This is a genomic window from Thauera sp. 28, from assembly GCF_000310145.2.
In the GTDB taxonomy this organism is placed as follows: Bacteria; Pseudomonadota; Gammaproteobacteria; order Burkholderiales; family Rhodocyclaceae; genus Thauera; species Thauera mechernichensis.
The window spans coordinates 198,665-225,573 of the sequence record NZ_AMXA01000004.1 but is presented as its reverse complement, the minus strand read 5'-3'; the positions used below and the strand labels follow the sequence as shown (position 1 = coordinate 225,573).

General features: G+C 69.7%; 22 protein-coding genes. 9 read left to right on the top strand and 13 right to left on the bottom strand.

The annotated features are described in order from the left end of the window. Window positions 1-132: 132 nt before the first annotated feature. Genes C662_RS05620 through C662_RS05585 form a run of 8 tightly spaced genes read left to right on the top strand, consistent with a single transcriptional unit; the run spans window position 133 to window position 10,872 of the window. Complete coding sequence (locus C662_RS05620; protein ID WP_002925976.1) at window positions 133-777, top strand: phage baseplate assembly protein V; 645 nt, start codon at window positions 133-135, stop codon at window positions 775-777. Window positions 778-798: 21 nt separating this feature from the next. After that, window positions 799-1,191, top strand: a complete 393-nt coding sequence (locus C662_RS05615; protein ID WP_002925974.1) for a PAAR domain-containing protein — start codon at window positions 799-801, stop codon at window positions 1,189-1,191. Window positions 1,192-1,196: 5 nt separating this feature from the next. Next, window positions 1,197-1,661 carry a GPW/gp25 family protein gene (locus C662_RS05610; RefSeq protein WP_002925972.1) on the top strand — a complete coding sequence of 155 codons (465 nt, stop codon included), beginning with the start codon at window positions 1,197-1,199 and terminating at the stop codon, window positions 1,659-1,661. Between the two features lie 7 nt (window positions 1,662-1,668). Next, on the top strand, window positions 1,669-3,420 hold the full coding sequence (locus tag C662_RS05605; protein WP_002925970.1) for a baseplate J/gp47 family protein: 1,752 nt from the start codon (window positions 1,669-1,671) through the stop codon (window positions 3,418-3,420). A gap of 43 nt (window positions 3,421-3,463) precedes the next feature. Then, complete coding sequence (locus C662_RS05600) at window positions 3,464-5,947, top strand: hypothetical protein (RefSeq protein ID WP_002925968.1); 2,484 nt, start codon at window positions 3,464-3,466, stop codon at window positions 5,945-5,947. After that, a complete protein-coding gene (locus tag C662_RS05595) occupies window positions 5,944-7,422 on the top strand; it encodes a hypothetical protein (protein ID WP_002925965.1) in 1,479 nt (492 codons plus the stop codon). The genes C662_RS05600 and C662_RS05595 overlap by 4 nt, the downstream gene beginning before the upstream one ends. 38 nt (window positions 7,423-7,460) lie before the next feature. Continuing rightward, window positions 7,461-9,086, top strand: a complete 1,626-nt coding sequence (locus tag C662_RS05590) for a hypothetical protein (RefSeq protein ID WP_002925964.1) — start codon at window positions 7,461-7,463, stop codon at window positions 9,084-9,086. 1 nt (window position 9,087) lies between these two features. Beyond that, window positions 9,088-10,872 (top strand): hypothetical protein, encoded by a 1,785-nt coding sequence (locus C662_RS05585; protein WP_002925961.1) that lies wholly within the window; start codon window positions 9,088-9,090, stop codon window positions 10,870-10,872. Between the two features lie 44 nt (window positions 10,873-10,916). Here the strand turns inward: C662_RS05585 and C662_RS05580 are convergent, their stop codons facing one another. Then, window positions 10,917-12,512: a thymidine phosphorylase family protein gene (locus C662_RS05580; RefSeq protein WP_002925959.1), complete on the bottom strand. Its 1,596-nt coding sequence runs from the start codon at window positions 12,510-12,512 to the stop codon at window positions 10,917-10,919. A 165-nt stretch (window positions 12,513-12,677) separates the two neighbouring features. Between C662_RS05580 and C662_RS05575 the strand changes: the two genes are divergently transcribed. Continuing rightward, window positions 12,678-13,100, top strand: a complete 423-nt coding sequence (locus C662_RS05575; protein WP_002925957.1) for a CBS domain-containing protein — start codon at window positions 12,678-12,680, stop codon at window positions 13,098-13,100. 9 nt (window positions 13,101-13,109) lie between these two features. Here the strand turns inward: C662_RS05575 and C662_RS05570 are convergent, their stop codons facing one another. The 12 genes from C662_RS05570 to C662_RS05515 all read right to left on the bottom strand — a co-directional run bounded on the left by C662_RS05570 (window position 13,110) and on the right by C662_RS05515 (window position 26,657). Next, a complete protein-coding gene (locus tag C662_RS05570) occupies window positions 13,110-14,117 on the bottom strand; it encodes a DUF5924 family protein (RefSeq protein WP_269745267.1) in 1,008 nt (335 codons plus the stop codon). Between the two features lie 35 nt (window positions 14,118-14,152). Next, window positions 14,153-14,893 (bottom strand): SDR family oxidoreductase, encoded by a 741-nt coding sequence (locus C662_RS05565; protein WP_002925954.1) that lies wholly within the window; start codon window positions 14,891-14,893, stop codon window positions 14,153-14,155. Window positions 14,894-14,918: 25 nt separating this feature from the next. Beyond that, a complete protein-coding gene (locus C662_RS05560) occupies window positions 14,919-15,617 on the bottom strand; it encodes an SDR family NAD(P)-dependent oxidoreductase (RefSeq protein ID WP_002925953.1) in 699 nt (232 codons plus the stop codon). After that, a complete protein-coding gene (locus tag C662_RS05555) occupies window positions 15,614-16,882 on the bottom strand; it encodes an ABC transporter ATP-binding protein (protein WP_002925952.1) in 1,269 nt (422 codons plus the stop codon). Before C662_RS05555 ends, C662_RS05560 begins: the two co-directional genes overlap by 4 nt. Further along, on the bottom strand, window positions 16,882-17,931 hold the full coding sequence (locus tag C662_RS05550; protein ID WP_232433224.1) for an ABC transporter ATP-binding protein: 1,050 nt from the start codon (window positions 17,929-17,931) through the stop codon (window positions 16,882-16,884). Before C662_RS05550 ends, C662_RS05555 begins: the two co-directional genes overlap by 1 nt. After that, complete coding sequence (locus tag C662_RS05545; protein ID WP_002925948.1) at window positions 17,928-18,890, bottom strand: ABC transporter permease; 963 nt, start codon at window positions 18,888-18,890, stop codon at window positions 17,928-17,930. The genes C662_RS05550 and C662_RS05545 overlap by 4 nt, the downstream gene beginning before the upstream one ends. A 27-nt stretch (window positions 18,891-18,917) precedes the next feature. Then, complete coding sequence (locus C662_RS05540) at window positions 18,918-19,901, bottom strand: ABC transporter permease (protein ID WP_002925946.1); 984 nt, start codon at window positions 19,899-19,901, stop codon at window positions 18,918-18,920. A 270-nt stretch (window positions 19,902-20,171) separates the two neighbouring features. Further along, a complete protein-coding gene (locus C662_RS05535; RefSeq protein ID WP_002925944.1) occupies window positions 20,172-21,773 on the bottom strand; it encodes an ABC transporter substrate-binding protein in 1,602 nt (533 codons plus the stop codon). A 111-nt stretch (window positions 21,774-21,884) separates the two neighbouring features. Then, on the bottom strand, window positions 21,885-23,456 hold the full coding sequence (locus C662_RS05530; protein ID WP_002925943.1) for an acyl-CoA synthetase: 1,572 nt from the start codon (window positions 23,454-23,456) through the stop codon (window positions 21,885-21,887). 61 nt (window positions 23,457-23,517) lie between these two features. Then, complete coding sequence (locus tag C662_RS05525; RefSeq protein ID WP_002925942.1) at window positions 23,518-24,285, bottom strand: 3-hydroxyacyl-CoA dehydrogenase; 768 nt, start codon at window positions 24,283-24,285, stop codon at window positions 23,518-23,520. A gap of 19 nt (window positions 24,286-24,304) precedes the next feature. Then, window positions 24,305-25,504: a thiolase family protein gene (locus C662_RS05520; RefSeq protein WP_002925941.1), complete on the bottom strand. Its 1,200-nt coding sequence runs from the start codon at window positions 25,502-25,504 to the stop codon at window positions 24,305-24,307. Window positions 25,505-25,520: 16 nt separating this feature from the next. Then, complete coding sequence (locus tag C662_RS05515; RefSeq protein ID WP_002925940.1) at window positions 25,521-26,657, bottom strand: acyl-CoA dehydrogenase family protein; 1,137 nt, start codon at window positions 26,655-26,657, stop codon at window positions 25,521-25,523. Between the last annotated feature and the right edge of the window lie 252 nt (window positions 26,658-26,909).

The following is a 26,909-nucleotide window of genomic DNA, read 5'->3' as shown; positions in this document are numbered from 1 at the left end:
GGAGATCGCCAGCCCCTTCAGGCTCGAAGGCTGCCCCGGCGGGCGCGGCGACGGCGACTGGATCGCGGTGGCGGTGACGCACCGGCTTGAGCCCGGCCGGGGCTTCATCACCCGGGCGACGGGGGTGCCGGCATGAGCACGCTCTACGACACCATCCAGCAGATGATCCGGCGCGAACTCGCCAGCCGCCGCCAGACAGAGATCGGCATCGTGCAGGCGGTATTCCCGGCCGCATCGGGGGGCGGTGCCTACAGTGCCGACGTGGTGCTGCGCGACACCGAGCTGGTGTTGCGCCAGGTTCCGGTCGCAACCCCGCGCAAGGGCTTCGCCAGCCTGCCCGAGGTCGGCGACCTGGTGCTGCTCAGCTTCGTCGGTGGCGCGCTCAACCGCCCTGTGGTGTGCGGCACGCTCTACAACGAGGCCGACACGCCGCCCGACAACAGCGAAAACGACTGGGTGCTGCAACTGCCCTCGGGTGCCGACGCCCGCGATGGCGGCGTGCGCGTCGAGATCCGCCAGTCGTCGCCGCAGGGCTTCAGCGTCAGCCTGATGGGCGAGCGCTTCAAGCTCGAGGTCCAGGACGACGACCCGGTGATGCGGCTGCAGGTCGCCGACACCACGATCAGCATCGACGGTGGCGGCGGCGTCCAGATCGACACCCCGGGCAATCTCGATGTCTCCGCCGCGGGCAGGCTACGCCTCAAGGCGGACGGCGACGCCACGCTGGAGGCTGGCGGAAACCTCGTGCTCAAGGGCGCGATGGTCAAGATCAACTAGGTTGACGAGGGAGACGCGACGATGAGCCTGCCAGCCGCAAAAGAAGGCGACCGCATCCTCGCCACCGACATCCACATCGTGATGCTGCCCAGTCCCGGCGGCCCGGTGCCGACACCGCTGCCCAGCCCCTTCGTCGGCACGCTCGACGGTGGCCTGTCGGCCGACGTGCTCATCGAAGGCAAGGCCGCCGCCACCAAGGACTCGACCGCCACCAATACGCCCGGCCACATCCCGGCCGGTGGTCCGTTCCAGACACCGCCGTCGAACAGTGCCACCATCCTCGCCGGCTCATCCACGGTGCACATCAACGGCAAACCGGCGGCGCGCATGAGCGACATGGCGCAGACCTGCAACGACCCAGCCGACCTGCCCGCCGGCAGCGTGATCGCCAGCGGCACGGTCCTGATCGGATGAACGCCATGCCCAGCTTCCGCCCTCCCTCCACTGCGCACCTGCTGTGCGATATCGCCATCCATGCGGTGCATCGAGAGCTGCGTCCGGTGTACCGCCCCAGCGAAACTGCTCGGCGGCCGCGCTCGGCCTGGGACCTCGTCGCCCGCGACGGCCTGGAGAACCTCGCCCAGGCCGTCATCCTGCGCCTGCTCACACCGCGTGGCGAACTCGCCGCGCTCGGCCACCCCGACTACGGTTCGCGCGTGCACGAGCTGATCGGGCGTGAGAACGACAGCCCGCGCCGCAACCTGCTGCGGCTCTTCATCCTCGAGGCGCTGAAGGCCGAACCGCGTATCGACAAGGTGGCCGAGCTGCGTGTCGAGCCCTCGCCCGGCAGCCGCTCCACGGTCGATGTGCTGCTGCGGGTCAAGCCGGTCGCCGCCACCGAACTGGTGACGATCGGCCCCTTCTCCATCGAACTTGCCGTGTGAGGACGCCATGTCTTTCCGCCGCAAAACCTATCCCGAAGTGGCCGAAAGCCTACTCAACCGCCTGCTGGGCGGCGTGAGCGGCGAGGCCCACCCCTATCCGCCGGCCAAGGCCGCGCGCGAACCCTACCGCCATGCACTGGAACGCCCGCCAGTCGACCGCATCACCGCGGTGTGGGGCGCGCACAACGGCGAGACCTACCGCTTCGCCGCCGATGCCGACTACGCCCTGTCGGCCGACGGCGCCGAACTCGAATGGCGGCCAGGTGGTGCCCGCCCCGACGAGGGTACGGCCTTCGAGGTGCATTACCTGCCGCGCCAGCGCGAAATGCGCGTCAACGATCTCTATCCCGGCTCGGTCGTGCGCACGCTGATGGAAGCCGTCGCGCTCGAGACTGCCGGCCTGTATGCACAGATGGAAACGGTCTACCGTGCGGGTTTTCTCGACACCGCCAGCGGCGGAGCGCTCGACCACGTCGTGGGCCTGCTCGGCATCCGCCGCGTACGCGCAGGGCGCAACAGCGGCGAACTGCGCTTTACCCGCGCACGCAACACCGCGGGCGAGATCACCATCCCCGCCGGCACCCGGGTGGCCACCGCTGACGGTGCAATCGAGTACGAGACCACCGCCGACCTCACCCTGGTCGACGGCCAGGCCGCGGCCAAGGTCGCCGCACGCGACCTCGTCGCCGCCAACGACGCCCTTGGTGCCGACAGCCTGGTGCTGATGGTGCGCCCGATCGCCGGCGTCGAGGCGGTCACCAATCCGGCCGCCACCGCACGCCAGGAGCGCGACGAGAACGACGACGAACTGCGCAGCCGCGCGCGCCGCTTTCTTGCCGGCTCGGCACGCGGCACACGCAGCGCGCTGGAAGCCGCGGTGGCCGCCGAAGGCCTGCGCGCCGAGATCCTCGAACCCTCGCCCGGCCGCGTCGATATCCAGTTGCAGGGCGTGCTCGACCCCGACCACCGCGCCCGCCTGGACAAGGCCGTGCGCAGCGCGCGCCCGGCCGGCGTGCAGGTGCACATCCATGACGGCAGCCCGCCGGCCAAGATCACGCTCGACCTGCGTCTCACCACCGCCCCGGGCCTGCTCGACACCGAGTTGCGCGCGGTCCAGGACAGCATCCGCAAGCGCTACGCCGACTACTTCGCCCACCTGCCGCTGGCCAGCGACGGCAGCCTGACGCGCCTGGTCGGGCTTGCGATCGGCGTCGACGGCGTCGACGACGTGCGCATCACGGCCGCCCACGCGGACGGCGCCGACGTGCTCGACAGCGCGCAAGGGGTATTGAACCTGGCCTCGCTATCGACCGAACTGGGCGAAGTACGCATCGTCGACCCGGCGCTCGCCACCGCCCTGCGCCTGGTGCTGCGCTACCCGCGCAGCGCCGCGATCCCCGACCAGGCCAGGCTGAGCAGCGCCACCGAGGCCGCCATCGCCGCGCTCAACGAGCTCGCCGCAGCCGGCAACGCCAGCGACGATGCCAAGCGCGTGCTCGACTGGAGCCGGCTCAGCCGCCTCCTGCCGCTCCCGCATGCGGGCTGGAGCAGCGCCACACTGGCCCAGCAGCTCGCCGGCACGGCGGGTGCCAGCGCAGCCGACGTCGCCCCCTACACGGTGCACTGGGTGCTCACCCGCCCCAACGCACTCAGCCAGGTGCTGGACGGCCCCACTGCCCCGGGCTTCGCACTCGCCACCGGCGAACGCCTGTCACTCGCCGGCATCGTGGTCGAAGTGAAGCCGAAGGATGCGCCATGAGGACGCCCCCGGCACGCCACGCCACCCACCCTCGGAGGCCCGCATGAGCGCACGCGATCCGGCCTACGCCAGCCAGCACGAGCGCCTGCTGGCGCTGCTGCCCAGCCTGTGGCGTCCGCAGCACGACGAGGGCGGCCTGCTCGCCGACTGGCTGGCCGCAGTGGCCGCAGCCCAGGGCGAAGCCGCTGCCGAACTTCAGAACGTTCTGCGCGCGCACTGGTGGGACACCGCGGACGCCGCACTGTGGGCGCGCCACTACCAGGCCGACCGCCGGGAACGCGGCCTGCCTGCCGCCAACGTGCGCGAGCCGCGCGACCGCGCCGAACTGCAGCGCTACCCCTGGGTCCGCGACCTCGCCCGCATCGGCGCGCTGCTCGATCTGCCGCCCTGGCAGGAGCCCGCCAGCCTGCGCGAGAACGTCGAAGAATACCGCCAGCGCCTGCCCGACATCGTCGACGCCTGGCGGCTCGGGCTCACCACCCCCGATGCGCTGCAACGCCTGGTCGATGCCGCCCTGCCCGAGGACATGGCGGCGCCGCTCGCCCGCCAGCGCAGCCGCTTCGCACTGGAGGAACCGGTGGTCGTGCTGCGCCGGGTGCGCGCGCTGACCGCTCCGCCCACGGTTCAGCAAGGCGACCGCATCGCCCCGCTCGCACGCTGGCGGCTCGACGCCCCGACGACCCCCGGCTTCGTCCTCGCCGGCATTGCCGCCGACCCGCCCTGCGCCGCCACGGCAACGCCGATGATCGAGCGCTACACCCCCGGCACCCACCCGGTCGGCATCGGCCTGGCATGGACGGGCACACTGGCGCCCGACCAGGCACTACGCCTGACGCCCACCCGGCGCGGCTGGCTGGCGCGCGACGCCCACCTGTTCGCCAGCGCAGCGGAATCGGCCGCCAACGCCGGCCGCGACCCCTCGGCCAACGGCCCCTGGCAACAGGCCGCCAGCCTGCCCGCAGGGCGCATCCTCAGCCTCTCGGCCGCCCCTGACGGCAGCCTGTGGGCGCGCCAGCGCACGCAACAGACCTGGCGCGTACAACGCTTCAACGGCAGCAGCTTCACGGCGATCGAGGCCGACGCACCCGACGGCCCCTACCTTGCCCTGTGCTGCGCCGGCGACTCGGCCTGGCTGGGCACCGATGCCGGCCTGTTCCGCTGTCGGCTGTGGCCGCAAGCCGGCGGCCTGCGCTGGCAGGCCGTCGACGGCATCGACGGCGCCGTGCGCGCGCTGGCCACGCATGGATCGACGCTTTACGCCGGCGGCGCGGACGGTCTGAGCGTGCTCGATCTGGAACAGCCCGGAGAGCACCCGGCGATCGAACGCCGCCATGTCGGTCTCGACATCCACACCTTCCTCATCGACCACGACCGCGAGCTGGTCGCCACCGCCGACGCGCTCTTCATGTTCCGCCAGGGACGGTGCTGGCGCTACGAAGGCGTAGCAGTCTCCGAGCACCTGCCCGACTGGCAGGCCGAGCCTGCCGCAGCCGCCGGCCTGCACAGCCCCTTGCCGCCGCTCGACATACTGGCGGCGACAGCCGACGGCAGCCTGTGGCTGGGCGGCGCCGAGGGCCTGGCGCGCTGGCATGTCGCCGACGGCGAAGGGACGCGGCTGGAGGCCTTCCCCGAGCTGATCGGCGCGGTGCGCAGCCTGGTGGTGGACGAACGCGGCATGCTGTGGATCGCCGCCGACAACGGCCTGTTCCGCTACGACGGACGCGACCTCGCACGCCACGATACCGAAGCCGGCACCTGGCTGGCGGAGGGGCGAGCAGACACGGCCTACCCGAGCGACTTCACCAGCATGCCGCGCGGCCACTGGCGCTACGACCGCGACCAGGCGCGCTGGCTGCGCTGGGACGCCGTGCAGCGGCGCTTCGCCGACCCCGGGCTGGCTGACCGCCGCAACGCAGCCGTGGGCGCCGGGGCCGACGCGAACATCTCCGCCGTGCTGTTCACCCCGGGCGTGCGTGCCGAACTCGGCCAGTGGGATGCCGCCGCGGGCAGCTTCAGCGCACATGCGGAGGTGCCGCCGGCCGAACTGCGCCTGCGCATCAAGGCGGACGAACTGCGCGTGGTCGATGGCGTCGCGCCCCTGCTGCCGCCGCCCAGCGGCCGCAGCGACGAGCGCTGGCGCTACCTCCAACTAGCCACCGCCGCCGCGCCCCCCGCAGGAGACAGCCCATGGTGGTCGACCGAGGGCCAGTTGTTTCCCGCGCCGGCACGCAAGGCTGTGCTGCCGGGGCATTTTCGCAGCGCACCAACCTTCGTCGCCGACCCCGAGGGCGAAGGGCAATTCGACCACCTCGCCTTCACTTACCCGCCCTCGGCACGGCTGTGGGCGCTGCTGCCGGACGGCCCGGCGGTGGGCATCCGCATCCGACTGTGCCTGCCCGAGCCCGACGCCGCCGCCGACCCGGCGCTCATCGAGCGGGTGTGGAAGCTGGTCGAGCGCGCCCGCCCGGCCGGGGTGCCGCTGCAACTGATGGTCGAAGGCAGAATCGTCAAGGAGAGCACATCATGACCCTGGAACAAGCCAAGGCAATCGTCGACGGGCTTGGCGGCAAGGCGGCGGGCCACCTGATCCGGGCCGAAGACTGGAATGCGCTCGTCAGCGTGCTCGGCGCCTATGGCGCGCAGATCGAGGCCCTCGACACCGGGCTGCAGGACGTGCAGGCCGACGTCGCTGCACTGGCAACGGAGGTGCAGGCCGCGATCGCCGAGCTCGCAGCGCGCGTCGCGCCGCTCGAAGGCCTGGACGAAGTGGTCGCACGCATCGATGCCGAGACCGCCCCGCTGCGCGAGAACTACCTGCTCAGGGTGAGCACGACGAACGAACACTACCTCGTCGGCCAGGTCGCCGAACTGGTGTTCACCGCCACCGCGCTCGATGGCGGCCCGCTGCCGGAGCCACGGCCCTGGCTCGACATCGTCACCACCTGGGGCCGGCTGCGCGCCGTACCCGGCTTCATCGTGCGCGAGAACGCCGAGGAAAACGCGCTCGCGGTGCAGTTCAACAACGCCGGCCAGGTGCGGGTGCAATTGCGCTCGCACTTCACCAAGGGCATCACTGCCAGCACCGAAGCGGCCTTTGCCGGCGTGCTCCAGGCCCAGGCCGGCAACAGCGGCAAGACCGTGATGCGGGTGCTGCAGGAGGCCGCCTCGCCGCAGGACCCGGAAGCGCAGATGGCCTTCCGCTCGATCAGCACGATGTACGAAGGCAACCGCAGCGTGCGCGGCTTTGCCGATGCCTACATCGACCAGTACACCGGAGGGCGCATCATCGGCGGCATCAGCCTCAACCCGGGCGAATGGCGCCACTACCGCGCTACCGTGATGGCCTTCGCCAAGCCCGATGCCGTCGCCACCTCGCCTGACCCGACACGCGGCGTCGCCACCATTCAGGTCAATTTCCGCGAATGGATCCCGAACTGGTCCTTCGGCCACATCGACTGGGTGGATCCGGTGCTGCCCGACTGGTCGCGACTGCTCGACGTCCACATCCGCGTACCGGACCTTGTGCACCGCATGGTCAGCGAACTCGACAAGCGTGCGACCGATGCCGGCGTGCTCGGCCGCATCCGCGACATGAAGGCCCTGGAGAAGGCGGCCAATGTCATCAACCCGGGCAACGACACGCTGATGCAGCACGGCAAGGCGATGATGCAAGGCGCACTGCAGATGCAGTTCGCGACGGGCTTCGCCGACACCGGCGTGGCCGCTGGCTACGCCCGCCAGGCCAGCGTCACCCAGCAGGTCAGCCAGACCGCGAAGGCGGCGCAGGACACGGCACTGGATGCCGCCACTGCCAAGCAGGCGGTCACCGTGCTGGAGAACCGCGTCAAGGCCGCGGAACAGACCGGCAAGGAGATCAGCGCCGGACTGCGCTCGCTCGGCGACGGCATCAACAAGATCGACGTCGTCCAGGTAGCCGACCTTGGGTCGCGCCTGAACGCAATCAACGCCTCGCTCAGCGGCCTGGCGAGCAGGATCCGCTGAAGGCGAAGGGCCCGCCACCACGAACCGACGCCAAGGCCATGCCGATCGTCCATCTGCAACCGAGCGATCTGTCTGCCGCGCAGGCGGCGCAGGTGCTCGACTTTCTGAACCGGGCAACGAGCCCTGCCCAGCTCGACCGCGACATCGAGTTTCCGGGCGAGCCCGACATCGGCGTGCGCTTGGGCCAGCGCCTGCTCGACGCGCGCGCGGCGCTCGGCGGCCGTTTCACCGACATCCTGCAGGTGCGCGCAATCCGCCTGATCGGGCCTGAACGCTTCACTGAGATCTGCGTCGCCGCGCTCGGGCTCGACCCGGTGCGCTGGGTGGCGCTGTTCTACGGCGGCGACCCACTCGCCCCCCAAGCCGAAACCGGGCTCGGCGTCAGCATCGAGGTGCTGCCGCAGGCGGCATGGCTGGGCCAGCCGCGTACGCTGCGGGTGCGCGTGTGCGACCTCGGCGGCACGCCGCGCGCCGGCGTGCCGGTGGTGGTGCAGAGTGGTAGAGGTCATCTTGTGTACATGTACGGCTTCCGCCGTATCGAAGGCCAGGCGGTGACCGTGCTCAGCGGCGCTGACGGCACGGCCGAACTCGAGTTGCTCACCCCGCCCACCGAGCCCCTGTCCGAGAACCAGCAGGCGGCGCTCGAGCATGCACTCGCGCGCCTCGATGTGCACGCGCCGCACCCGCTCACCCTGGCGCCGGCACTGCGTGCGATCGCCGAGGAATACCTGCGCGACCGCAGCTACAGCTTGCGCAGCGCAATCGACCTCTACGTGCGCGACCACCGCCACGCCATGCTCGACAGCGTCAATCCCGGCCGCTGGCGTCTGGCCTGGCCGGCAGACAGCGCCTTGGTGCAGGCCGACGTGCTCGCCGACGAGGACAGCGGCACCAGCCTGGCGCGCGGCGTACGCACGCTGACCTGGGTCAACTGGGTCGGCCCCTGGCTGAGCTTCATGGCCGAGGTGGTGGCCGACGGCGACGCATTGGGACGTGCCCTCGCCGATACCGCGAACACGCCCGAGGCTGACGGCCAGGCACTGGGGCGGCTGCTCAACCTTGGCCAGTCCTTCCTCGCCGGCAAGGCTGGGCGTACCGCGGAATGGCTGGGTCGTCAGCAGCTGACGCAGACGGTCGACCGCTTCCTCGGCAGCGGGGTGGACGCGCTGGCCCCTGCGGTACGCGACGATGTGGTGCGCCAGCTCGGCGTTGCCGCGAGCGGCGTCACGGCGCGCTCGCTTGGCAGCTTCACCTTCGCCGACACGGCACGCAACGCCCTCGACGCCCGCATCGATGCGGTCGCGCAGGACACGCTCACGCAGTTCGAACACCTGAGCGCGCTGGCCGTGGAGATCGACGGCAAGGCGGCCACGGTGAACCAGCAGATGCAGCAGATGCAGGCGCTTGCCGCAGGCGTGCATCAGGACCGCCTCGCCATCGATGCACGCTACGCCGACTTCGACAGCCGCTACACCCTTTTCGATAGCCGGCTCAACGCCTTCGACGCACAATACGGACAGTTCTCAAACGATATCGGCCGTTTTCGCGCCGACCTCGCCGGCTTCGACCAGAGCCGCGCCACCATCACCGAGCGCATCAACACGGTCGACCGCAACCTGAACACCGTGGTGAGCCTGAACAACCTGCGCCTGGGCGGGGGCTGAGATGAACTCGCCCGCACAGGCGCCCTTCGGCCTCTACCGTAGCGCGGCATTCAACGCAGCGACACGGCTGAGCGCCGGTAACTCGCTCACACTCGATCGTCCGCAGGCGATCGGTGGCGGTGCCTTCGTGTTCCGCCTTTCGCTGTGGCTACCGCTACCGCCGGCCTGTCGCGAAGCCCGCGCACTGCAGCTCGCCGACAGCCGGCTCGAACTGCGCTTCACACCGGGCGAGATGACGCTTGCCACCGACGACAGTCACTGGTTCTCGAGCACCGAGGACACGGAACGGACCCAGGCACGACTGAGCTTCGTCTGGCCGGCAACGGTCGTCCGCATCGACGGCCCGCATGCGGGTACTCAGTACGCCTTCGGCCTGCACCGTGCCGACGGCGAAGCGGTGAGCGCAGAGGCAAGCCAGCGCGGCAGGACCGGGCAGACACTGGCCCCCGCCTGGCAGGGCTCGCCGCTGGTGGTGCGCTTCGATGCCCCGGTGCCCTTGCAGGCCAGCGCAACGCTCAAGAAACCGGCCACCGCCAGACCCCGCACGCTGCCGCAGGCGCGTGCGCTCGGCGTCCCCGCCGCTGGCGGCCTCATCCAGTCTCATGACCATGGTCTGGTGGCGGCCCAGGCGGGGATCATCGAGCAGTTGCGGCGCAGCTCGCAGCTTGTCCCCAGCGTACGCATTGCCGCCCGCCCGACGAGCCCGCGCCTGCGCCTGGTGCTGGAGGAAAGCGGTAGCGAGCGTCTGTTGTGGCAGACGATCGCCGCCGGCGAGCACACCACTGCGGTGAGCCTGCCCACCGCCGAACTCGCCCAGGAATGGGCGGCCGCCCTCGAACAGATCATCGCCGCCTGCAGCAAGCTGGCGCCCGGCGCCGGACTGCCCGGCCTGCGTCTGGACATCGAATCCGATGCCCCCTGCACGGTCAACGTGCTGCATGCGGCGCTCGCCCTCGACGCCGAATACGACCTGCTGGCCGACGGCCAGGCCATGGCCCCCGGTGCGCCGAGGCTGGTTTTCGACGGCAGCCGCCGCACCCGGCTGGCACTCGAACTGCCCGCCCCACCTGCCGGCAACCGGCGCAGCCTGCAGCTCGGCGGGCGCATGCGCTGCGCGGACATGCCTGGCGTGGGGCCGGGCCGCGACGCAACCACGGCTGCTGCGCGCCAGGGCCTGCTGCTGGAGGAGGACCACCGCGTCGAAGGCCGCCTGGCGCTGCTCGCCCCGAGCCGCGTGGCCGGCCTGGTGCTGGGCTGGCATCCACTGTCGGCCCGACTGCGTGGCAGCCTGCGCGTACTGCCCGCTGACGCCCGACGCGGCACACCCGCCCTGCTCGCACAGGCTTTCGACTTCGACACCGATAAGGCAGGCGTGCTGATGCTCGCCGTGCGCTGGCCTGCCCTGGACCTGCAGGCGCAGGCGCTGCGCATCGAGCTGGGGCTGCAGGAAGGGCGTGGCATCTGGCTGAGCGGCAGCGCCGGCGAGGACTGGCGCATGCGCCAGGACGCAGGCGACCTCGATGGCAGGGCGCTCGCGCTGACGCTGGATGCGGCCTGGCTGGACGACGACGCCGGAGACGGCACCACGGACGGCGGCGCCCCCGCGCCGTCCTTCCACCTTGGCAGCCAGTCGCTCACGGCAACGGACATGGCACAAGGGCGCTTCGCGCTGTCGGTCGCGCCTCCGGCACTGGACGCCTGGCCGGGACAGCCGCTGTGCGTGGAATCGGGTATCGCCGCCGAAGTCGTGATCGAGAGCGCCGTCCTCAAGCTGCACCTGGGCTGACAGCCCGAGCATTGCAGCCAGGCGCGGCAGCGCCCAAGGCAGGCTCAGAACTCCACGAACAGATGCGACAGCCCTGCAGCGTCACCGATCGAGAAGCCCGATGCGCGCAGGCTGGCCTGGCGCGCAAACTCGAGGTCGGCCGGGTAGTCGGCATGCACGCGGTACAACAGTTCGCCGCAGGCAACCGGCTCGCCCAGCTTCTTCAGCAGATCCACCCCTGCGCCCTGCACTTTGGGCGCACCGGCCAGCCGGGCGATGCGGGCGAGCTGCAGGTTGTCGATGCCGGTGACCACGCCGTCGGCATCGGCCGCCACCTCGAAGCTGAGGCGGGCGAGCGCCGGCGCGTTGTGGTCGAAGGGGCGCCCGCCCTGGGCACGGATGATCGCGTCCATCTTGGCCAGCGCGCGGCCGGAATCGAGGATGTCGCGCGCGATCGCGAAGCCGTCGCCACCGCGCACGTCGGGGTCGAACTCGAGCATGCGCCCGGCCAGGCGCAGCGCCTTCTGGCGCAGGTCGTTGGGCGCACGCGGATCATTCTCGAGCACCCGCATCACGTCGCGCGCCTCCAGCACGGGCCCGATGCCGCTGCCGACCGGCTGGCGGCCGTCGGTGATGACGACGTCGATCACCAGATTCATGCGCGCAGCGACGAACTCGAACAGCTTGCGCAGCTTCTGCGCCTCGGGCATCGAGCGCACCTTGGCGGTCGGCCCCACCGGAATGTCGAGCACGAGATGAGTGGAGCCCGCCGCCACCTTCTTGGACAGGATGGAGGCCACCATCTGCCCGGGCGAGTCGATGGACAGCGGGCGCTCGACCGAGATCAGCACGTCGTCGGCTGGCGACAGGTGGGCGGTGCCGCCCCAGGCCAGGCAGCCGCGGTGCTCGCGCACGATGTCGGCGAGCGCATCGACCGGCAGCTCGACCCTGGCGAGCACCTCCATGGTGTCGGCGGTGCCGGCGGGCGAGGTGATCGCGCGCGACGAAGTCTTCGGGCACAGCATGCCGTGGGCGGCGACGATGGGCACCACCAGCATCGAGGTGCGATTGCCCGGGATGCCGCCGATGCAGTGCTTGTCCACGACCGGGCGCTCGCGCCAGTCCAGGCGCTGTCCGACCGCCGCCATCGCCTCGGTGAGGAAGTACACCTCCTCGCGGTCGAGCTCGCCCTGGTTGCTGGCGACGACGAAGGCGGTGAGTTCGATCTTGGAGTAGCGATGCTCGGCGATGTCGCGCACGATGGCGCGGAAGTCGTCGCGGCCCAGGCGCTCGCCCGCGATCTTGCGGTGCAGCGCGGGAATTGACGACGGCGGCTCGGCCTGCGCCACCATGGCCGGGTGGCCGTTATCCACACCGAGCTGGGCGAAGGCGTCAATCGACAGCCCGATCTCGTTGCAGCGCACGATGCGCGGGTCGTCCACCACGTTCAGCGTCGCCAGCACGCGCCGGCCATTGGCGCGCACCTCGACCTTGGCCAACGCCTGGAAGCCCTCGGCGCGATAGATCTCGCAGTCGCGATTGAGGTAGGCGACGTTCTCGCGATAGGTGTCGATGGCAACGCGCCGCAGGCTGAGCGGGAAAGCTTCCTCTGCGCCGCTTGCGGCCGGCCCTGGGGGCGGCAGTGCAGGAGTCGTCTTCATGACGACAAGACTACACCTGCTCATGCGGGCAGCGCAGCCCTGCCGTCATCGGCGCGAGACACAGCGCACACCGCAAGCGAACAAGCTTGCCAAAGGTCAATATGGTCAAGGCCTTGGGAGCCTATGCTGTGACCTGAATCACATGCGCTTGCACGGAGGCCCGCCATGACAAACCGCAACATCTCCTTCATCGTCAAGGACCAGACGCCCTTGATGATGCGACCTTCGGACACGGTGCAGACCGCTTGCCAGCAGATGTGCGAACGCCGTGTCGGCGCAGTGCTGGTGACCGATGCCCGCGCCCACCTGAAAGGCATCTTCACCGGTCGCGATGCGGTGCAGGTGCTGGCCCGGGACGCCAACGCCGCGCATGTGCATCTGTCCGAGGTGATGACGCCCAAGCCCGACACCATCGAACCGGAGCGCACCGCGATCGAGGCCCTGCGCATGATGTGCGACGGCGGCTACCGCCATGTGCCGGTGGTCAAGGACGGCAAGGTGGTGGGCATCGTCTCGCGCAGTGACTTCAAGGGTCTCGAGCTCGACCAGTTCGAGGACGAGCTCAGCCTGTGGGAGCGCATCTGCTGAGCGGCACGCTCAAGGATCGACCTGGAAGCGCAGGGTACCGATCATGCGATCGTCCGCAGTCAGCACACGCACCTGCCAGCGCCCTTCCGGGCGCTCCGGGAAGTTGAGCTTGCGCGTCCACGCCCGGTAGCCCTCGGCGCGCCCACCCTTGACCTCGAGTTCGATGCTGTCGACCTCGCGTCCCTCGTGCAGCCAGACGTGGCGCACGCGCTCGCTCAGGCCGAGGGGCGCATGGATGGCGGTGTAGGCGTACAGGCCGTGCTCGCGCAGCTGCGCCGCGCCGATGCGCTGCAATGCCAGCTCCGGGCTGCGCCCGACGGTGTCGAATGCCGTCGTCACCGCCACCTCGGTCAGCCTCAGCGTCGCTGGCGGCACCCACAAGCGGGCAAACCAGCCGGCCGCCCCCAGGCCCGCAAGCAGTACGAGCACGAGCAGCGGCCGCCACCAGCGCGGCAGCGTGATCAGGCCGGCCAGGGTCGGAAAGGACAGCAGCACCGCAATGCCGAGGGCTAGTTGGTAGCTGGCCATGGCCGGCAGGCGCAGGATCAGCGGCAGCGCGACCAGCAGCAGGGCGAACAGGGCAAAGGTGTGATAGCCGAGGAACAGCCAGCGTCGTGTCGCCAGCCTGCGGTAGTAGATGGGGTCGATGATCGCGACCAGCGCCGCCGCCGCCACCGCAATCGAGAACAGGGCCTGGCCACTGTTCCAGGACGTGCTGGCGGCAAAGAAGGGCAGCGCGAAGAACAGGCTTTCCTGGTGCGTGAATTGGGTCAGGTAGCGCAACAGCGCTGGCGGCGGGGCATGGCCGAAGCGCGTTGCAACGGCCTGGCTGAGCACACGCTCGAGCACCAGCAACAGCCAGCCCGCCAGCATGGCGATCGCCATCACCCGGCCCACACCTTCATGGCGCTCGATCAGGGTGAAGCTGAGCACGCCCGACACGAAACCGAAGGCTGCGACCAGGCCAGGATGCCTGCGCACCCAGACCACCCAACGCAATATTCGACGCTTCAACACCGGCACTTGATCGCTGCGCGCTGCGGGCCCGCCGCTCAGCGCATCAGGTCGCGCAAGTCGGCGACCGCCTCGCGGCCGAAGTCGTCGTCGAGCAGGTAATCGACCAGGTGCATTGCGCACACCTCGGGCGCCACCAGCGCGCCGCTGCGCTGCAGGTCGACGAAGCGCTCGCGCTGCGGAAAGCGTTCAGCCGAGGCGGCGCGGATCTCCGCCTGCATGGCGGTGTCGAGCACACCCGGCGCCAGGCTGCAGATGCGCAGGCCCGGTACCGCCTCGGCCTGCACCGCGCGCGCGTGGTGGTCGAGCGCGGCCTTGCCGGCGCAGTAGACGCTCCAGCCCGCATACGGCTTGCGCGCCGCACCGCTCGAGACATGCACGATCCTGCGCTCGTGCGCCGCCGGACTGGCCGGCACCAGGGCCGCAGCCAGCATCAAGGGGGCAGCCACAGAAAGCGCGATGGCCCGGCCCACGGCTGCAGGCTCCTGCGCCGGCAACAACGCCATCGGTTGCAGGGTGCCGGCATTGTTGATCAACAGCACCAACGCTGCATCAGCGAGCCAGTCCTGCAAGGCGCTGCCGGCCAGCCAGGCAGCAAGCGCCGCGCTGTCGCCAAGGTCCAGGCTGCATTCACGCAGCTGCAGCGGATGCGCCGCAGCCAGCTCGGGGTTGCCCTGCCGCGACAGTCCCAGTACGTGGACGCCGCGCGCGAGCAGTTCGTCGGCCAGCGCCGCCCCCAGGCCGCGGCTGTGGCCGGTCACGATGGCCTTGGTCCTCATGTTCGCATCCCTTCCACAATCGCCCTCACCAGGGCAGGCGCTCACCAAGATAGCTGAAGAATGCCCCCGAGTCCTCTGCCCCCAGGCCGGACAGCACGCCGAGCAGGCGCTCGGCCGCCAGCCGCGGCGGCTGCACCTGCAGGCCGGCCTTGGCAAAGGGCGCCGACAGCCGGGTATCGACCGTACCCGGATGCAAGGCCACGCACAGCGCACCCGGATTGCGCCGGCGCAGCTCGACGGCAGCCGTGCGCACGAACTGGTTGAGCGCCGCCTTGGAGGCACGGTAGCCGTACCAGCCGCCGAGCCGGTTGTCGCCGATGCTGCCGACCTTGGCGGAGAGGGTCGCGAACACTGCGCGCCCGGTCGCCGGCAGCAAGGGCAGGAAGTGCTTCATCAGCAGCGCCGGGCCGATGGCGTTGACCGCAAAGGCATGGGCCAGGTGGACAGGATCGAGCTGGGCCAGGCTCTTTTCCGGGCGCATACCCTCGCCATGGAGGAAGCCGGTGGCGTCGAACACCAGCCTCGGTACGCCGCGCGCAGCCACATGCCCGGCACAGGCGGCGATGCTGGCTTCGTCGAGCAGGTCGAGCGCAGGCGTGCTGCTGCGGCCGAGGACCACGACCTCGGCGTAGGCCGGGTCGGCGCGCAGGCACTCGGCCACGGCAGCGCCGATGCCGCCGCTGCCGATGACGACGGCGAGCGCAGGCGTATCGCCGGCACTCACCGCACCACCTCCTGCACAACGGCAGCACCGTCCCATTCACCCTCACGCCCCTCCTCGACGGCGTGGCAGGCGACACGCTGGCCGCCGTCCAGCGGACGCAGGGCGGGCGCCTCGCTGCGGCAACGCGCGTCCGCCAGCGGACAACGCGGATGAAAGCTGCAGCCGGGCGGCGGCGTGATCGGGTTGGGCACTTCGCCGCGCACCAGGTCCTCGCGCTGGCCGCGCATCTCCAGGCTGGGGATGGTCGCCAGCAGCATGCGCGTGTACGGATGGCGGGGGCGCTCGAAAAGCGTCCGGCTGGCAGCGATCTCGACGATGCGGCCGAGGTACATCACCCCCACTTCGTTCGCCATGTGGCGCACCACCGCGAGATCGTGGCTGATGAACAGGTAGGTGAGACCGAGCGCATCCTGAAGGTCGCGCATGAGATTGAGGATCTGCGCCTGCACCGACACGTCGAGTGCCGAAGTCGGCTCGTCGCAGACCAGGAACTCGGGCCGGTTGGCCAGCGCACGCGCGATACAGATGCGCTGGCGCTGGCCACCGGAGAACTCGTGCGGATACTTGGCGCCATCGGCCGGGGACAGGCCAACCTGGGTCAGCAGCTCGGCAACGCGCGCGCGGATGGCCGCCTGCTCCGTCTCCAGGCCGAACACACGGATCGGCTCGGCGATGATCCGCTCCACCCGCCAGCGCGGGTTCAGGCTGGCGTAGGGATCCTGAAAGATCATCTGGAAGCGGCGGCGCAGCTTCTGGCGCTCGGCCGCGCGCGTCACCAGCGCGAGGTCGTGGCCATCGAACACGATGCGCCCTGCAGACGGCTCGTAGAGGCCGACGATGAGCCGCGCCACCGTCGACTTGCCGCAGCCCGACTCTCCCACCAGGGCGAAGGTCTCGCCGCGCGTGATGTCGAAGGACACGCCATCGACCGCCTTCAGCCAGCGCCGCGGCGCGCGCTCGAGCAGGCGGTTGAGGAAGGGCTTCGAGACGTCGAAGGCGCAGCGCAGATCCTCGACCCTCAGCAAGGGCTGGACCCCGGCCTTCGCAAGCTCGACACCCGACGCAGCTGGCACGGCGTCGACTTCAGGCGCGCCATCGCCAGCAGCCGCGCTCGCCTGCGAAGCCGGGACGGCGTCCCGCTCCGGCCCCGCCACGTCGTGTGCCACGTCGTGTTCAACCGGCTGGTGGATCAGCCCCTCGGCGTCCTCCACTGCAGCCTGGTCCTCGCGCCTGGCCTTGCTCACCGCGCGCTCGATGATGCTCATCACGCGCCCTCCACAGGCTCGGTGCCCGGCGTCGACGCCAGGTCATCGGCATAAAGCCAGCAGGCCGCCCGCGTCGCGCCGGCGGGCAGCAGCTCGGGCCGGACCTCGCGGCAACGCGCGAAGGCCTCGCCACAGCGCGGGTTGAAGGCACAACCGGCGGGTATCGCAGTCAGCCGCGGCATGGCGCCGTCGATCTGCACCAGGCGGCGAACGTCCGCCCCCAGCACCGGGATCGAGCCCATCAGGCCGCGCGTGTAGGGGTGTGCAGGCCGGCGCACGACTTCTTCGACCGGGCCGATCTCGGCCAGCCGGCCGGCGTACATCACCGCGACGCGGTCGGCGGTCTCGGCGATCACGCCCATGTCGTGGGTGACCAGCATGACCGCTGTGCGATGCTGGCGGCACAGCCGACGCAGCAGGGCGATGATCTGCGACTGCACCGAGACATCGAGCGCGGTCGTCGGTTCGTCGGCAATGATGAGCTCGGGCTCGGCACAGAGGGCGAGTGCAATCACCACGCGCTGGCGCATGCCGCCGGAGAACTGGTGCGGGTAGTGATCGATGCGCTCGCGTGGAGCCGGGATGCCCACCTCCTCGAGCAGTTCGATCGCGCGCTCACGCGCCTGGCGATCGGACAGATCGAGGTGGGTAAGCATGGTCTCCACCAGCTGCTGGCCCACCGTATACAAGGGGTTCAGGCTGGTGAGGGGGTCCTGGAAGATCATCGCGATGCGCCGCCCGCGCAGGCGGCGCATGCGCTCGGCAGGCAGGGCGTGGATGGGTTCGCCGTCGAGCAGGATCTCGCCGCCGGCGATGCGCCCGGGCGGCTCGAGCAGGCCGATGATGGCGGCACCGGTGAGCGACTTGCCGGCACCGGACTCGCCGACCACGCCCAGCACCTCACCGCGCGCGATGTCGAAGGACACGTCGTCGATCGCCACCAGGGTGCCGCGCCGGGAGGGAAACTCGATGCGCAGATTGCGCACCGACAGCAGCGGCACGTCTTCGCGCGCCGGCACCTGGTAAATCACAGGGGACCGGGATCTCATCGGCGCAGTCTCGGGTTGAGCGCATCACGCAGCCAATCGCCGAGCAGGTTCACCGCCAAGGCCAGCAGCAGCAGGGTCAGCCCCGGAAAGAACACGATCCACCACTCTCCCGAGAACAGGAAGTCCTGGCCGACACGGATCAGCGTACCCAGGCTGGGCTGGGTCGGCGGCACGCCGACGCCAAGGAAGGACAGCGTCGACTCCAGAATGATGGCGAGCGCCAGGCCGATAGTGGCGATCACCAGCACCGGCCCCATCACGTTGGGCAGGATGTGGCGCAGCAGGATCATCGGCGCCGGCACGCCGATCACGCGTGCGGCCTGCACGTACTCCTTGTTCTTCTCGGCCAGCGTCGAGCTGCGCACCGTGCGCGCGTACTGCACCCAGTCCGACAGCCCGATCGCCACCACCAGCACGTACACCGCCATCCTGTCCTGCAGCGCAGGCGGCACAACGCCCTTGAACACGCCGAAGATCAGCAAGGCCACCAGAATGGCGGGGAAGCTCAGCTGAACGTCGGCGATACGCATGATCAGACTGTCCACCCAGCCGCCGCGGTAACCGGCGATGAGGCCGAGGGTGATGCCCAGCACCGCGGCGAAGGCCACCGCGGCGAAACCGACCAGGATCGACACGCGCGAGCCGTAGAGAATGGCCGAGAACAGGTCACGGCCCTGGGCGTCGGTGCCCAGCCAATAGACGTTGCCAGTGAATTCGTTGGCCTGCATGGGCCGGGTGAAGCCGTCCATCAGGTTGAGCGTGGCGGGATCGAAGGGATTCTGCGGCGCGATCACCGGCGCCAGCAGGGCGGCGGCGAGGATCACCAGCGTGACCAGCGCCGAAAGTATCGTCACCGGTGAATGGATGAAGCTGTAGAAGAGGTCGCTATCGACCAGGCGCGCCCAGCGCGAAGCGGGTCGGGCGGCGACGGTGGGCGGAAGATGGGATGTGGAAGGCATGCTCGGGACCTGCTCCTTGGCGCCGGCTCAATGCCCACGGCCACTGCGCTGCACGCGCAGGCGCGGATCGACGACGAAATACAGCAGATCGACGATGAGATTGATGACGACGAAAATCAGCGCGATCAGCACCAGATAGGCGGCCATCACCGGGATGTCGACGAACTGCACGGCGGTGATGAAGAGCAGGCCCACGCCGGGCCACTGGAACACGGTCTCGGTGATGATCGCGAACGCGATGATCGAGCCGATCTGCAAGCCGGTGATGGTGATCACCGGCAGCAGCGTGTTCTTGAGCGCATGGCCGAAATGCACCGCGCGGTTCGACAGGCCGCGTGCGCGTGCGAACTTGATGTAGTCGGTACGCAGCACCTCGAGCATCTCTGCGCGCACCAGGCGCATGATCAGCGTGAGCTGGTACAGACCGAGCGTGATCGCCGGCATGATCAGCGACTTGAGGCCGGAGGTGGTCAGCAGCCCGGTGGTCCACCAACCGAGGTCGACCACCTCGCCGCGACCGAAGGCCGGCAGGACCTTGAGCTCCACCGCGAACACATAGATCAGCAGGATGCCGATGAGGAAGGTCGGCAGCGACACCCCGACCAGGGACAGGCCCATGATCGCATTGCTCAGCCAGCCGTCACGGCGCAGCGCGGTATACACGCCGAGCGCGATACCGATCACCAGCGCGCCGACGCCCGAGATCAGCGCCAGCTCCAGCGTGGCGGGGAGGCGCTCGGCGATCACGTCGGCCACCGGCCGCGCCATGCGGTAGGACACGCCGAACTCGCCGCGCGCCGCATTGGCCACGAAGCGCAGAAACTGTACCGGCACCGGGTCGTTGAGGCCGAGCGAATCGCGCAGGGCGTCGCGCTCGGCCATCGTCGCCTCCTGGCCGACCATGTTGTTGATGGGGTCGCCGATGTAGCGGAACAGCCCGAAGGACACCAGCGCCACGGCGAGCATGACGAGGACGGACTGCAGCAGGCGACGCAGGATGAAAGCGAGCATCAGGAGCGCGAACGATGGGAGATCATGGCCGGGCCAGACGCCGCCGCAAGGGACCACAAACCTCGCGGCTGGCGCCGCTCCCGCGGCGAGCCCCGCACGCCGCCCCTTGCAGGAGCGGCACCAGCCGCGAGGTTTTGAAGGCGACGCGGCCTGGGCTGGCCCGATGAAAGGCTCGCGGCTTGCGCCGCTCCTACGGCGAGGCCAGCTCGGCGTACCCCGCAGGAGCGGCGACAGCCGCGAGACGTTGAAGGCGACGGCACCTCACGCCCCTCACTTCTTGAACTTAAGCAGCTTGAAGTAGGGATAGTTCTCGGACTGCACCGGGAAGTCGATATTGTCCTTCATCGCCCAGTTCAGCATCTGGTGGTGGATCGGCAGATAGACGACGTCGTCCTGCACCGTCTTCCACACCTCGGCGACCATGCCTGCGCGCGAGCCGGGATCGACCTCGCGCGTCATCGCACTGATCAGCTCGTCGACGCGGGGCTTGGAGTAGCCGGTGAAGTTCCACGAGCCGCCCTTGTCGGTCTTGGTCTCGAACAGGTAGTGGAAGACGTAGTGCGAGTCCATCGTCGGCACGCCCCAGCCAAGCATGTAGAGGTCGTACTCGCCCTTGGGCAGTTCGGCGAAGTGGATGCTCTTGGGCTGAGCGCTGAGGCGGGCGCGCACGCCGATCTGGCCGAACATGCCGGTCACCGCCTGGCAGATCGCCTCGTCATTGACGTAGCGATCGTTCGGGCAGGCGAGCGTCACCGAAAAGCCATTGGGGTAGCCTGCCTCGGCAAGCAGCGCCTTGGCGCGCGCGACGTCGGTTGCCGGCACCACGTCCATCGCCTTGTCGTAGCCATCGATGAAGGGCGGCGCGACGATACCCGCGGGCACCGACTGGCCGCGCATCACCACGCGCTTGACCGCCTCGCGGTTGATCGCGATGTTCATCGCCTCGCGCACGCGCTTGTCGGCGAACGGGTTCTTGCCCTTCACATCCGAGCTGCGCAGCTCGGGCAGGGCCTGCTGCATGCCGAGGAAGATCGTGCGGTTCTCGGGCCCTGAGCGCACCACCAGGCCCTTGGCGGCGGACAGGCGTTCGAGGTCCTGCACCGGCGGGTCGAGCAGGAAGTCGACCTCGCCCGACAACAGCGCAGCGACGCGCGTGGCTGCCGAGCGCACCGGGGTAAACACCACCTTGCTGACCTCCATCGGGAAGGTCCCCTTGCCCCAGTAGTCCTCATTGCGCTCGAGTTCGGTGCGCACGTCGGGCTCGCGCTTGGCCAGCCGGAAGGGGCCGGTGCCATTGGCGTTGCGTACCGCGAAGGTCTCGTCGCCGGCCTTGTAGTTCTGCGGCAGCGTGACCTTGTTCTCCTCGGCCCACTCCCTGTCCATGATGAAGAGGTTGGTGAGGTTGTTGGGCAGCAACGGGTTGGGGCCGTCCGTGCGCATGCGCACCGTGTGGTCGTCGACCTTGACCACCTCGACCACACTGGTCAGCAGCCCCTTCATGTCCGAGTTCTCGTGCTTGGCGCGCATGATCGAGAACACCACGTCGTCGGCAGTGAAGGGGTTGCCGTTGTGGTACTTCACCCCCTCGCGCAGCTTGAACTCCCACACGCTGGGGTCATCGGTGATGCGCCAGGAAGTGGCCAGGCGGGGCGCGAGCTTCATGTCCTGATCGCGGAACACCAGAGAGTCATAGACCTGGTGGTTCATGACATGGGTCGGGCCCTCGTTCTGCGAATGCGGATCCATGGTCAGGGCGTCGCCCGCGGCCGCCCAGCGCACGGTCTGGGCCGCGACCGGCGTGGAGAAGGTGGCGAGGACTGCGCAGGCACCGAGGGCAAGGGGCAGCGTGGCGGCAAGGCGGGGTAGCTTCATCGACGTCATCTCCAGGTGGGCGTTCATGGATGCAATTACCGTCCGATTGTTGCACCGACTGCCCGCGCAGCAAAGCGCGGTGACCACCGCCACGGGTTTACCGCTAGGCGGCTAGCCAGCGTAGCGCACGCGCAGTTCGCGCTTGAGCAGCTTGCCCGATGCGTTGCGCGGCATGTCATCGACGAAGAACACGCGCTTGGGCACCTTGAACGCTGCCAGACGGGCATGGACGTGGGCAACCAGCTCATCCGCGGTCGCCCGCGCACCCTGCTTCAGCGCCACCACCGCCGTCACTGCCTCGATCCAGCGCTCATCGGGCAGCCCGATCACCGCCACCTCGGCCACGGCCGGATGGGTGTAGAGGCACTCCTCGACCTCGCGGCTCGCCACCACCACGCCACCGGTCTTGATGATGTCCTTGATGCGGTCGGTGATGTAGAGATAGCCCGCCTCGTCCATGTAGCCGACATCGCCGGAACGGAACCAGCCGTCCTTGAAGCTGGCCGCGGTCTCTTCCGGCTTGCCCCAGTAGCCGCTCATGAGCTGCGGCGAGCGGTGAACGATCTCGCCCATCTCGCCGGCCGGCACATCGTTCAGGTCGGTGTCGACGATGCGCGTCTCGACGTTGAAGATCGGCCGTCCGGCAGAGGCCGGACGCTCGGCATGCTCCTCGGGGCGCAGCACCGTGGCCAGCGGCGCGATCTCGCTCTGGCCGTAGCAGTTGTAGAGCTTGAGCGCCGGCAGCTTGGCTGCCAGTTCGTGCACGACCGGCACTGGCATGATCGAGGCGCCGTAATAGCCCTTCTGCAGCGAGGCCAGGTGTGCCGGATCGAAGGCCGGGTGGCGCAGGAAGGCGATCCACACCGTCGGCGGCGCGAAGAAGGAGGTGACGCCTTCCTGCGCGATGAGCTCGAAGCAGCGCTCGGGCTGCGGTGCCTGGATCAGCAGCGTGGTGGCGCCCACCAGCAGCTGCGGCATCAGGAACACGTGCATCTGCGCCGAGTGATACAGCGGCAGCGCGGCCAGCGAGCAGTCCTCGCCGCGGATGTCGGTCGCCAGCAGCGTGCTGGTGTACTCGGCCAGCAGGGCACGGTGGCTCATCATCGCGCCCTTGGGCGCGGCGGTGGTGCCGGAGGTATAGAGCAGCTGGGCGATGCTCTCCTCGTCGAGCTCGAGTTCCGGCGCAATGTCGTCGCCCCCGGCCTGGGCCCAGGAGAGGATGTCGCGGTCCTGCCCGCCCTGCAGCGTGCCGCGCCACTCGCAGGACAGCGTGGGGCCCAGCGCCTCGACGTGGGTCGCCATGTCGGCGTCACAGAACAGCGCGCGCGCGCCGGACTGCGCGACGATGTAGTGCAGTTCGGCATCGAGCAGGGCGTAGTTGATCGGCACGTGGATCAGGCCGGCCTTGGCGCAGCCCAGCCACAGCAGCACGTAGGCGTCCGAGTTGCGGCCATAGGCGGCGACGCGGTCGCCAGCCTTGAGGCCCAGCGCCAGCAGGCGGTTGGCGACACGGTTGGCAGCGCGCTCGAGCTGGGCGTAGCGCCAGCTGCGGCCCTCGAAGCGCAGCGCCTCGCGCTCGGGGTTACGGCGTACCGAGCGCGCGAAGGCGTCGCCGATCAGATTGCGCCCGGCACGGCGGACATCGGCGGGAATGGCTGTGTGGTGTGCTGCGGTCATGCTCATGTCCTCATTCAGTGCTTGCGGGGTGCCCGCAGGCACCCCCATCGTACGCGGGCAAGCGGGCTTACTTGGCCGCCATGCGGATCGCGCCGTCCAGGCGGATGACCTCGCCGTTGAGCATCGGGTTCTCGCAGATCGACTTCACCAGCTGCGCATACTCGCTGGAGCGGCCCAGGCGCGAGGGGAAAGGCACCATCTGGCCGAGCGAATCCTGCACCTGCTGCGGCAGGCCGCGCAGCATCGGCGTCTCGAAGATGCCGGGGGCGATGCTCATGACGCGGATGCCATAGCGTGCCAGCTCGCGCGCGATCGGCAAGGTCATGCCGACCACGCCGGCCTTGGAGGCCGAGTAGGTCGCCTGGCCGATCTGGCCGTCGAAGGCGGCGACCGAGGCGGTGGTGACGATCACGCCGCGCTCGCCCTCCGCGTTCGGCGCGGCCTTGCTCATGGCGTCGGCGGCGAGGCGGATCGGGTTGAAGGTGCCGACGAGGTTGATCGTCACCCCGCGCACGAAGCTGTCCAGGCGGTGCGGGCCTTCCTTGCCCACCACCTTCTCGCCCGGTGCCACGCCAGCGCAGCACACCAGACCGTGCAGGCCGCCGAAGCCCTTCACCGCGGCATCGACCGCTGCCTGCGTCGACGCCTCGTCGGTGACGTCGGTACGCACGAAGCAGGCCGCCGCGCCGAGTTCGGCCGCCAGCGCCCTGCCCGCCTCGTCGTTGAGGTCGGCAAGCACCACCTTGCCGCCACCTTCGACCACCATGCGCGCGGTGGCCGCACCCAGGCCCGAGGCGCCGCCGGTAATCAGGAATACCGAGTCTGCGATCTTCATTGCGTGTGCTCCTTGTGTCTCAGATGCGTTCGATGACGGTGGCGGTGGCCATGCCGTGGCCGATGCACATGACCTGCAGCCCGAAGCGGCCGTCGCGCTGTTCGAGGCCGGCGAGCATCTTGGCCATCAGGCCGGCGCCCGTTCCGCCCAGCGGGTGGCCGTGGGCGATGGCGCCGCCCCAGGGGTTGAAGCGGTCCATATCGGGCGCGAACTCGCGCACGAAGCACAGCGCCACGCTGGCGAAGGCCTCGTTGACCTCGATCCAGTCCATGTCGTGGATCGACAGCCCGGCCATCTCCAGCGCGCGGCGCGCCGCCGGGACCACCCCGGTGAGCTGCATCACCGGGTCGGAGCCGACCGCGACGCGGGCGCGGAAGCGCGCGCGTGGCCGGATGCCCAGCGCCTCGGCCGCCTCGCGCCGGCCGACCAGCACCGCAGCGGCGCCGTCGGACATCTGGCTGGCGTTGGCCGCGGTCACGCCGCCCTCGCCCGGCTGGCGGAACACGGGCTGCATCGCGCGCATGCGCTCGACGTCGATCACCGCGCGGATGCCTTCGTCGTGCGCCAGCGTGATCGCGCCGCCCTCCTTGTCCACACCCGCCACCGGCAGGATCTCGGCGTGAACGCCGGCCGCACGCGCAGCCTCGGCGCGGCGGTGGCTTTCGATCGCGTAATCGTCCATCTCGGTGCGCGAGATCTGCCACTGGTCGGCGATGCGCTCGGCGCTCTCGACCTGGTGCGGGATAGCGAAGCGCGCGAGGATCTTCGGATGCAGATTGTCGAAGCCGCGGAAGTCGCCCTGCCCCAGGGTCAGGTCGAGGAACATCGGCACGCGGCTCATGCTCTCGACACCGCAGCCGATGGCGAACGCGAGGTCGCCCGCGGCCACCGCCTGCGAAGCGGCATGGGTGGCGAACTGGCTGGAGCCGCACATGCGGTTCATCGACACGCCCGGCACCTCGGCCGGCAGGCCGGCGATCAACAGCGCCTGGCGGGCGATGTTGGCGCCCTGCTCGCCGGCCTGGCTGACGCAGCCGGCCAGCACGTCGCCAACCTTTTCGGCTGGAAGTCCGGTGCGCGCCAGCACGCCGCCGATGGCGGTGGCAAGAAGTTCGTCCGGGCGGGTCTCGCGCAACGCACCGCCGCGGCGGCCGAAGGGGGTGCGGACGGCGCCCAGGATGAGCGCTTCGTTCGGATTGGAGGGGGTGCTTGGGGTCATTGCTGGGTCCTCAGGTTCAGGCCCGCTGCAGTTCGCGGGCAATGATGTTGCGCTGGATCTCGCTGGTGCCTTCGTAGATCTGCAGCACCTTGGCGTCGCGGAAGAGCTTTTCCACCGGGTATTCGGTCGAGTAGCCCATGCCGCCGAAAATCTGCACGGCCTCGGTCGCCGCCCACATCGCCGCATCGGCAGCGAAGGCCTTGGCGATGGAAGCCTCGATGGTGTTCGGCCTGCCCTGGTCGAGCAGCCAGGCCGACTGGTAGGTGAGCAGGCGCGCGGCCTCGAGCTTCATGCGCATCTCGGCCAGCTTGTGCGCCACCGCCTGGTGGTCGACCAGGCGCTTGCCCATGCTGTTGCGCTGGGTGGCGTAGGCGAGCGATTCGTCGAGGCAGCGTTCGATGAGGCCAACGCCAAAGGCCGCAACCATTGGCCGCGAGTGGTCGAACACCGTCATCGCCAGCGCGAAGCCGCTGCCCTCCTCGCCCAGGCGGTGGTCATCAGGCACGAACACCTGGTCGAGAAAGACCTCGCAGGTGGGCGCGCAGCGCTGGCCAAGCTTGCCCAGGGGTTCGCCGATGGCCATGCCCTGGCTGCCACGCGGCACGATGAAGGCGGTCATGCCGCGGTGGCCGGCATCCGGCGCGGTCTTGGCGAAGACGACGAGGAATTCGGCGAGGTTGGCGTTGGAGATCCAGATCTTGCTGCCGCTCAGGCGGTAGCCGCCGTCCACGCGCTCGGCACGGGTGCGGATGCCGGCAACGTCGGAGCCAGCGCCAGGCTCGGTCATGGCGAAGCTCGCCAGCGCCCCCTTGGCCGCTGCACCCAGGTAGCGCTCGCGCTGCATCTCGCTGCCGGCGATCACGATCGGCTCGGTGGCCAGTGCATTCACGCACAGCGCGGTGCCGATGCCCAGGCAGCCACGGCAGAAGGCTTCGGTTACGAGCACCAGCTCGAGGCAACCGAGGCCGCCGCCACCCACCGCTTCGGGCAGGTTGATGCCCAGCAGGCCGAGCTCCTGCGCACGCTGGTGCACCTCGAAGGGGAAAGTCTTGCCGAGGTCGGCCTCGGCGGCGCGCGGCGCGATTTCGCGCTCGGCAAAGCGGCGCGCCAGATCGCGAATCTCGCGCTGCTCTGCGTTCAACTGGAAGTCCATGATGTCTCCTTGCAAAACCGTCGTCCGATAGCGACGGCGTAATCCAATGTCCGGCCTGCCCGGGCGCAGCGCGGTACCGCAGGAGCGGCGCCAGCCGCGAGCTTTTTGCCATCCCACCCAAGCCCCGTCGCCTTCAACCCCTCGCGGCTGGCGCTGCTCCTACAGGGGGTGATGGACGCCTTGCGGTGCCGTAGGAGCGGCGCCAGCCGCGAGCTTTTTGTCATCCCACCCAAGCCCCGTCGCCTTCAACCC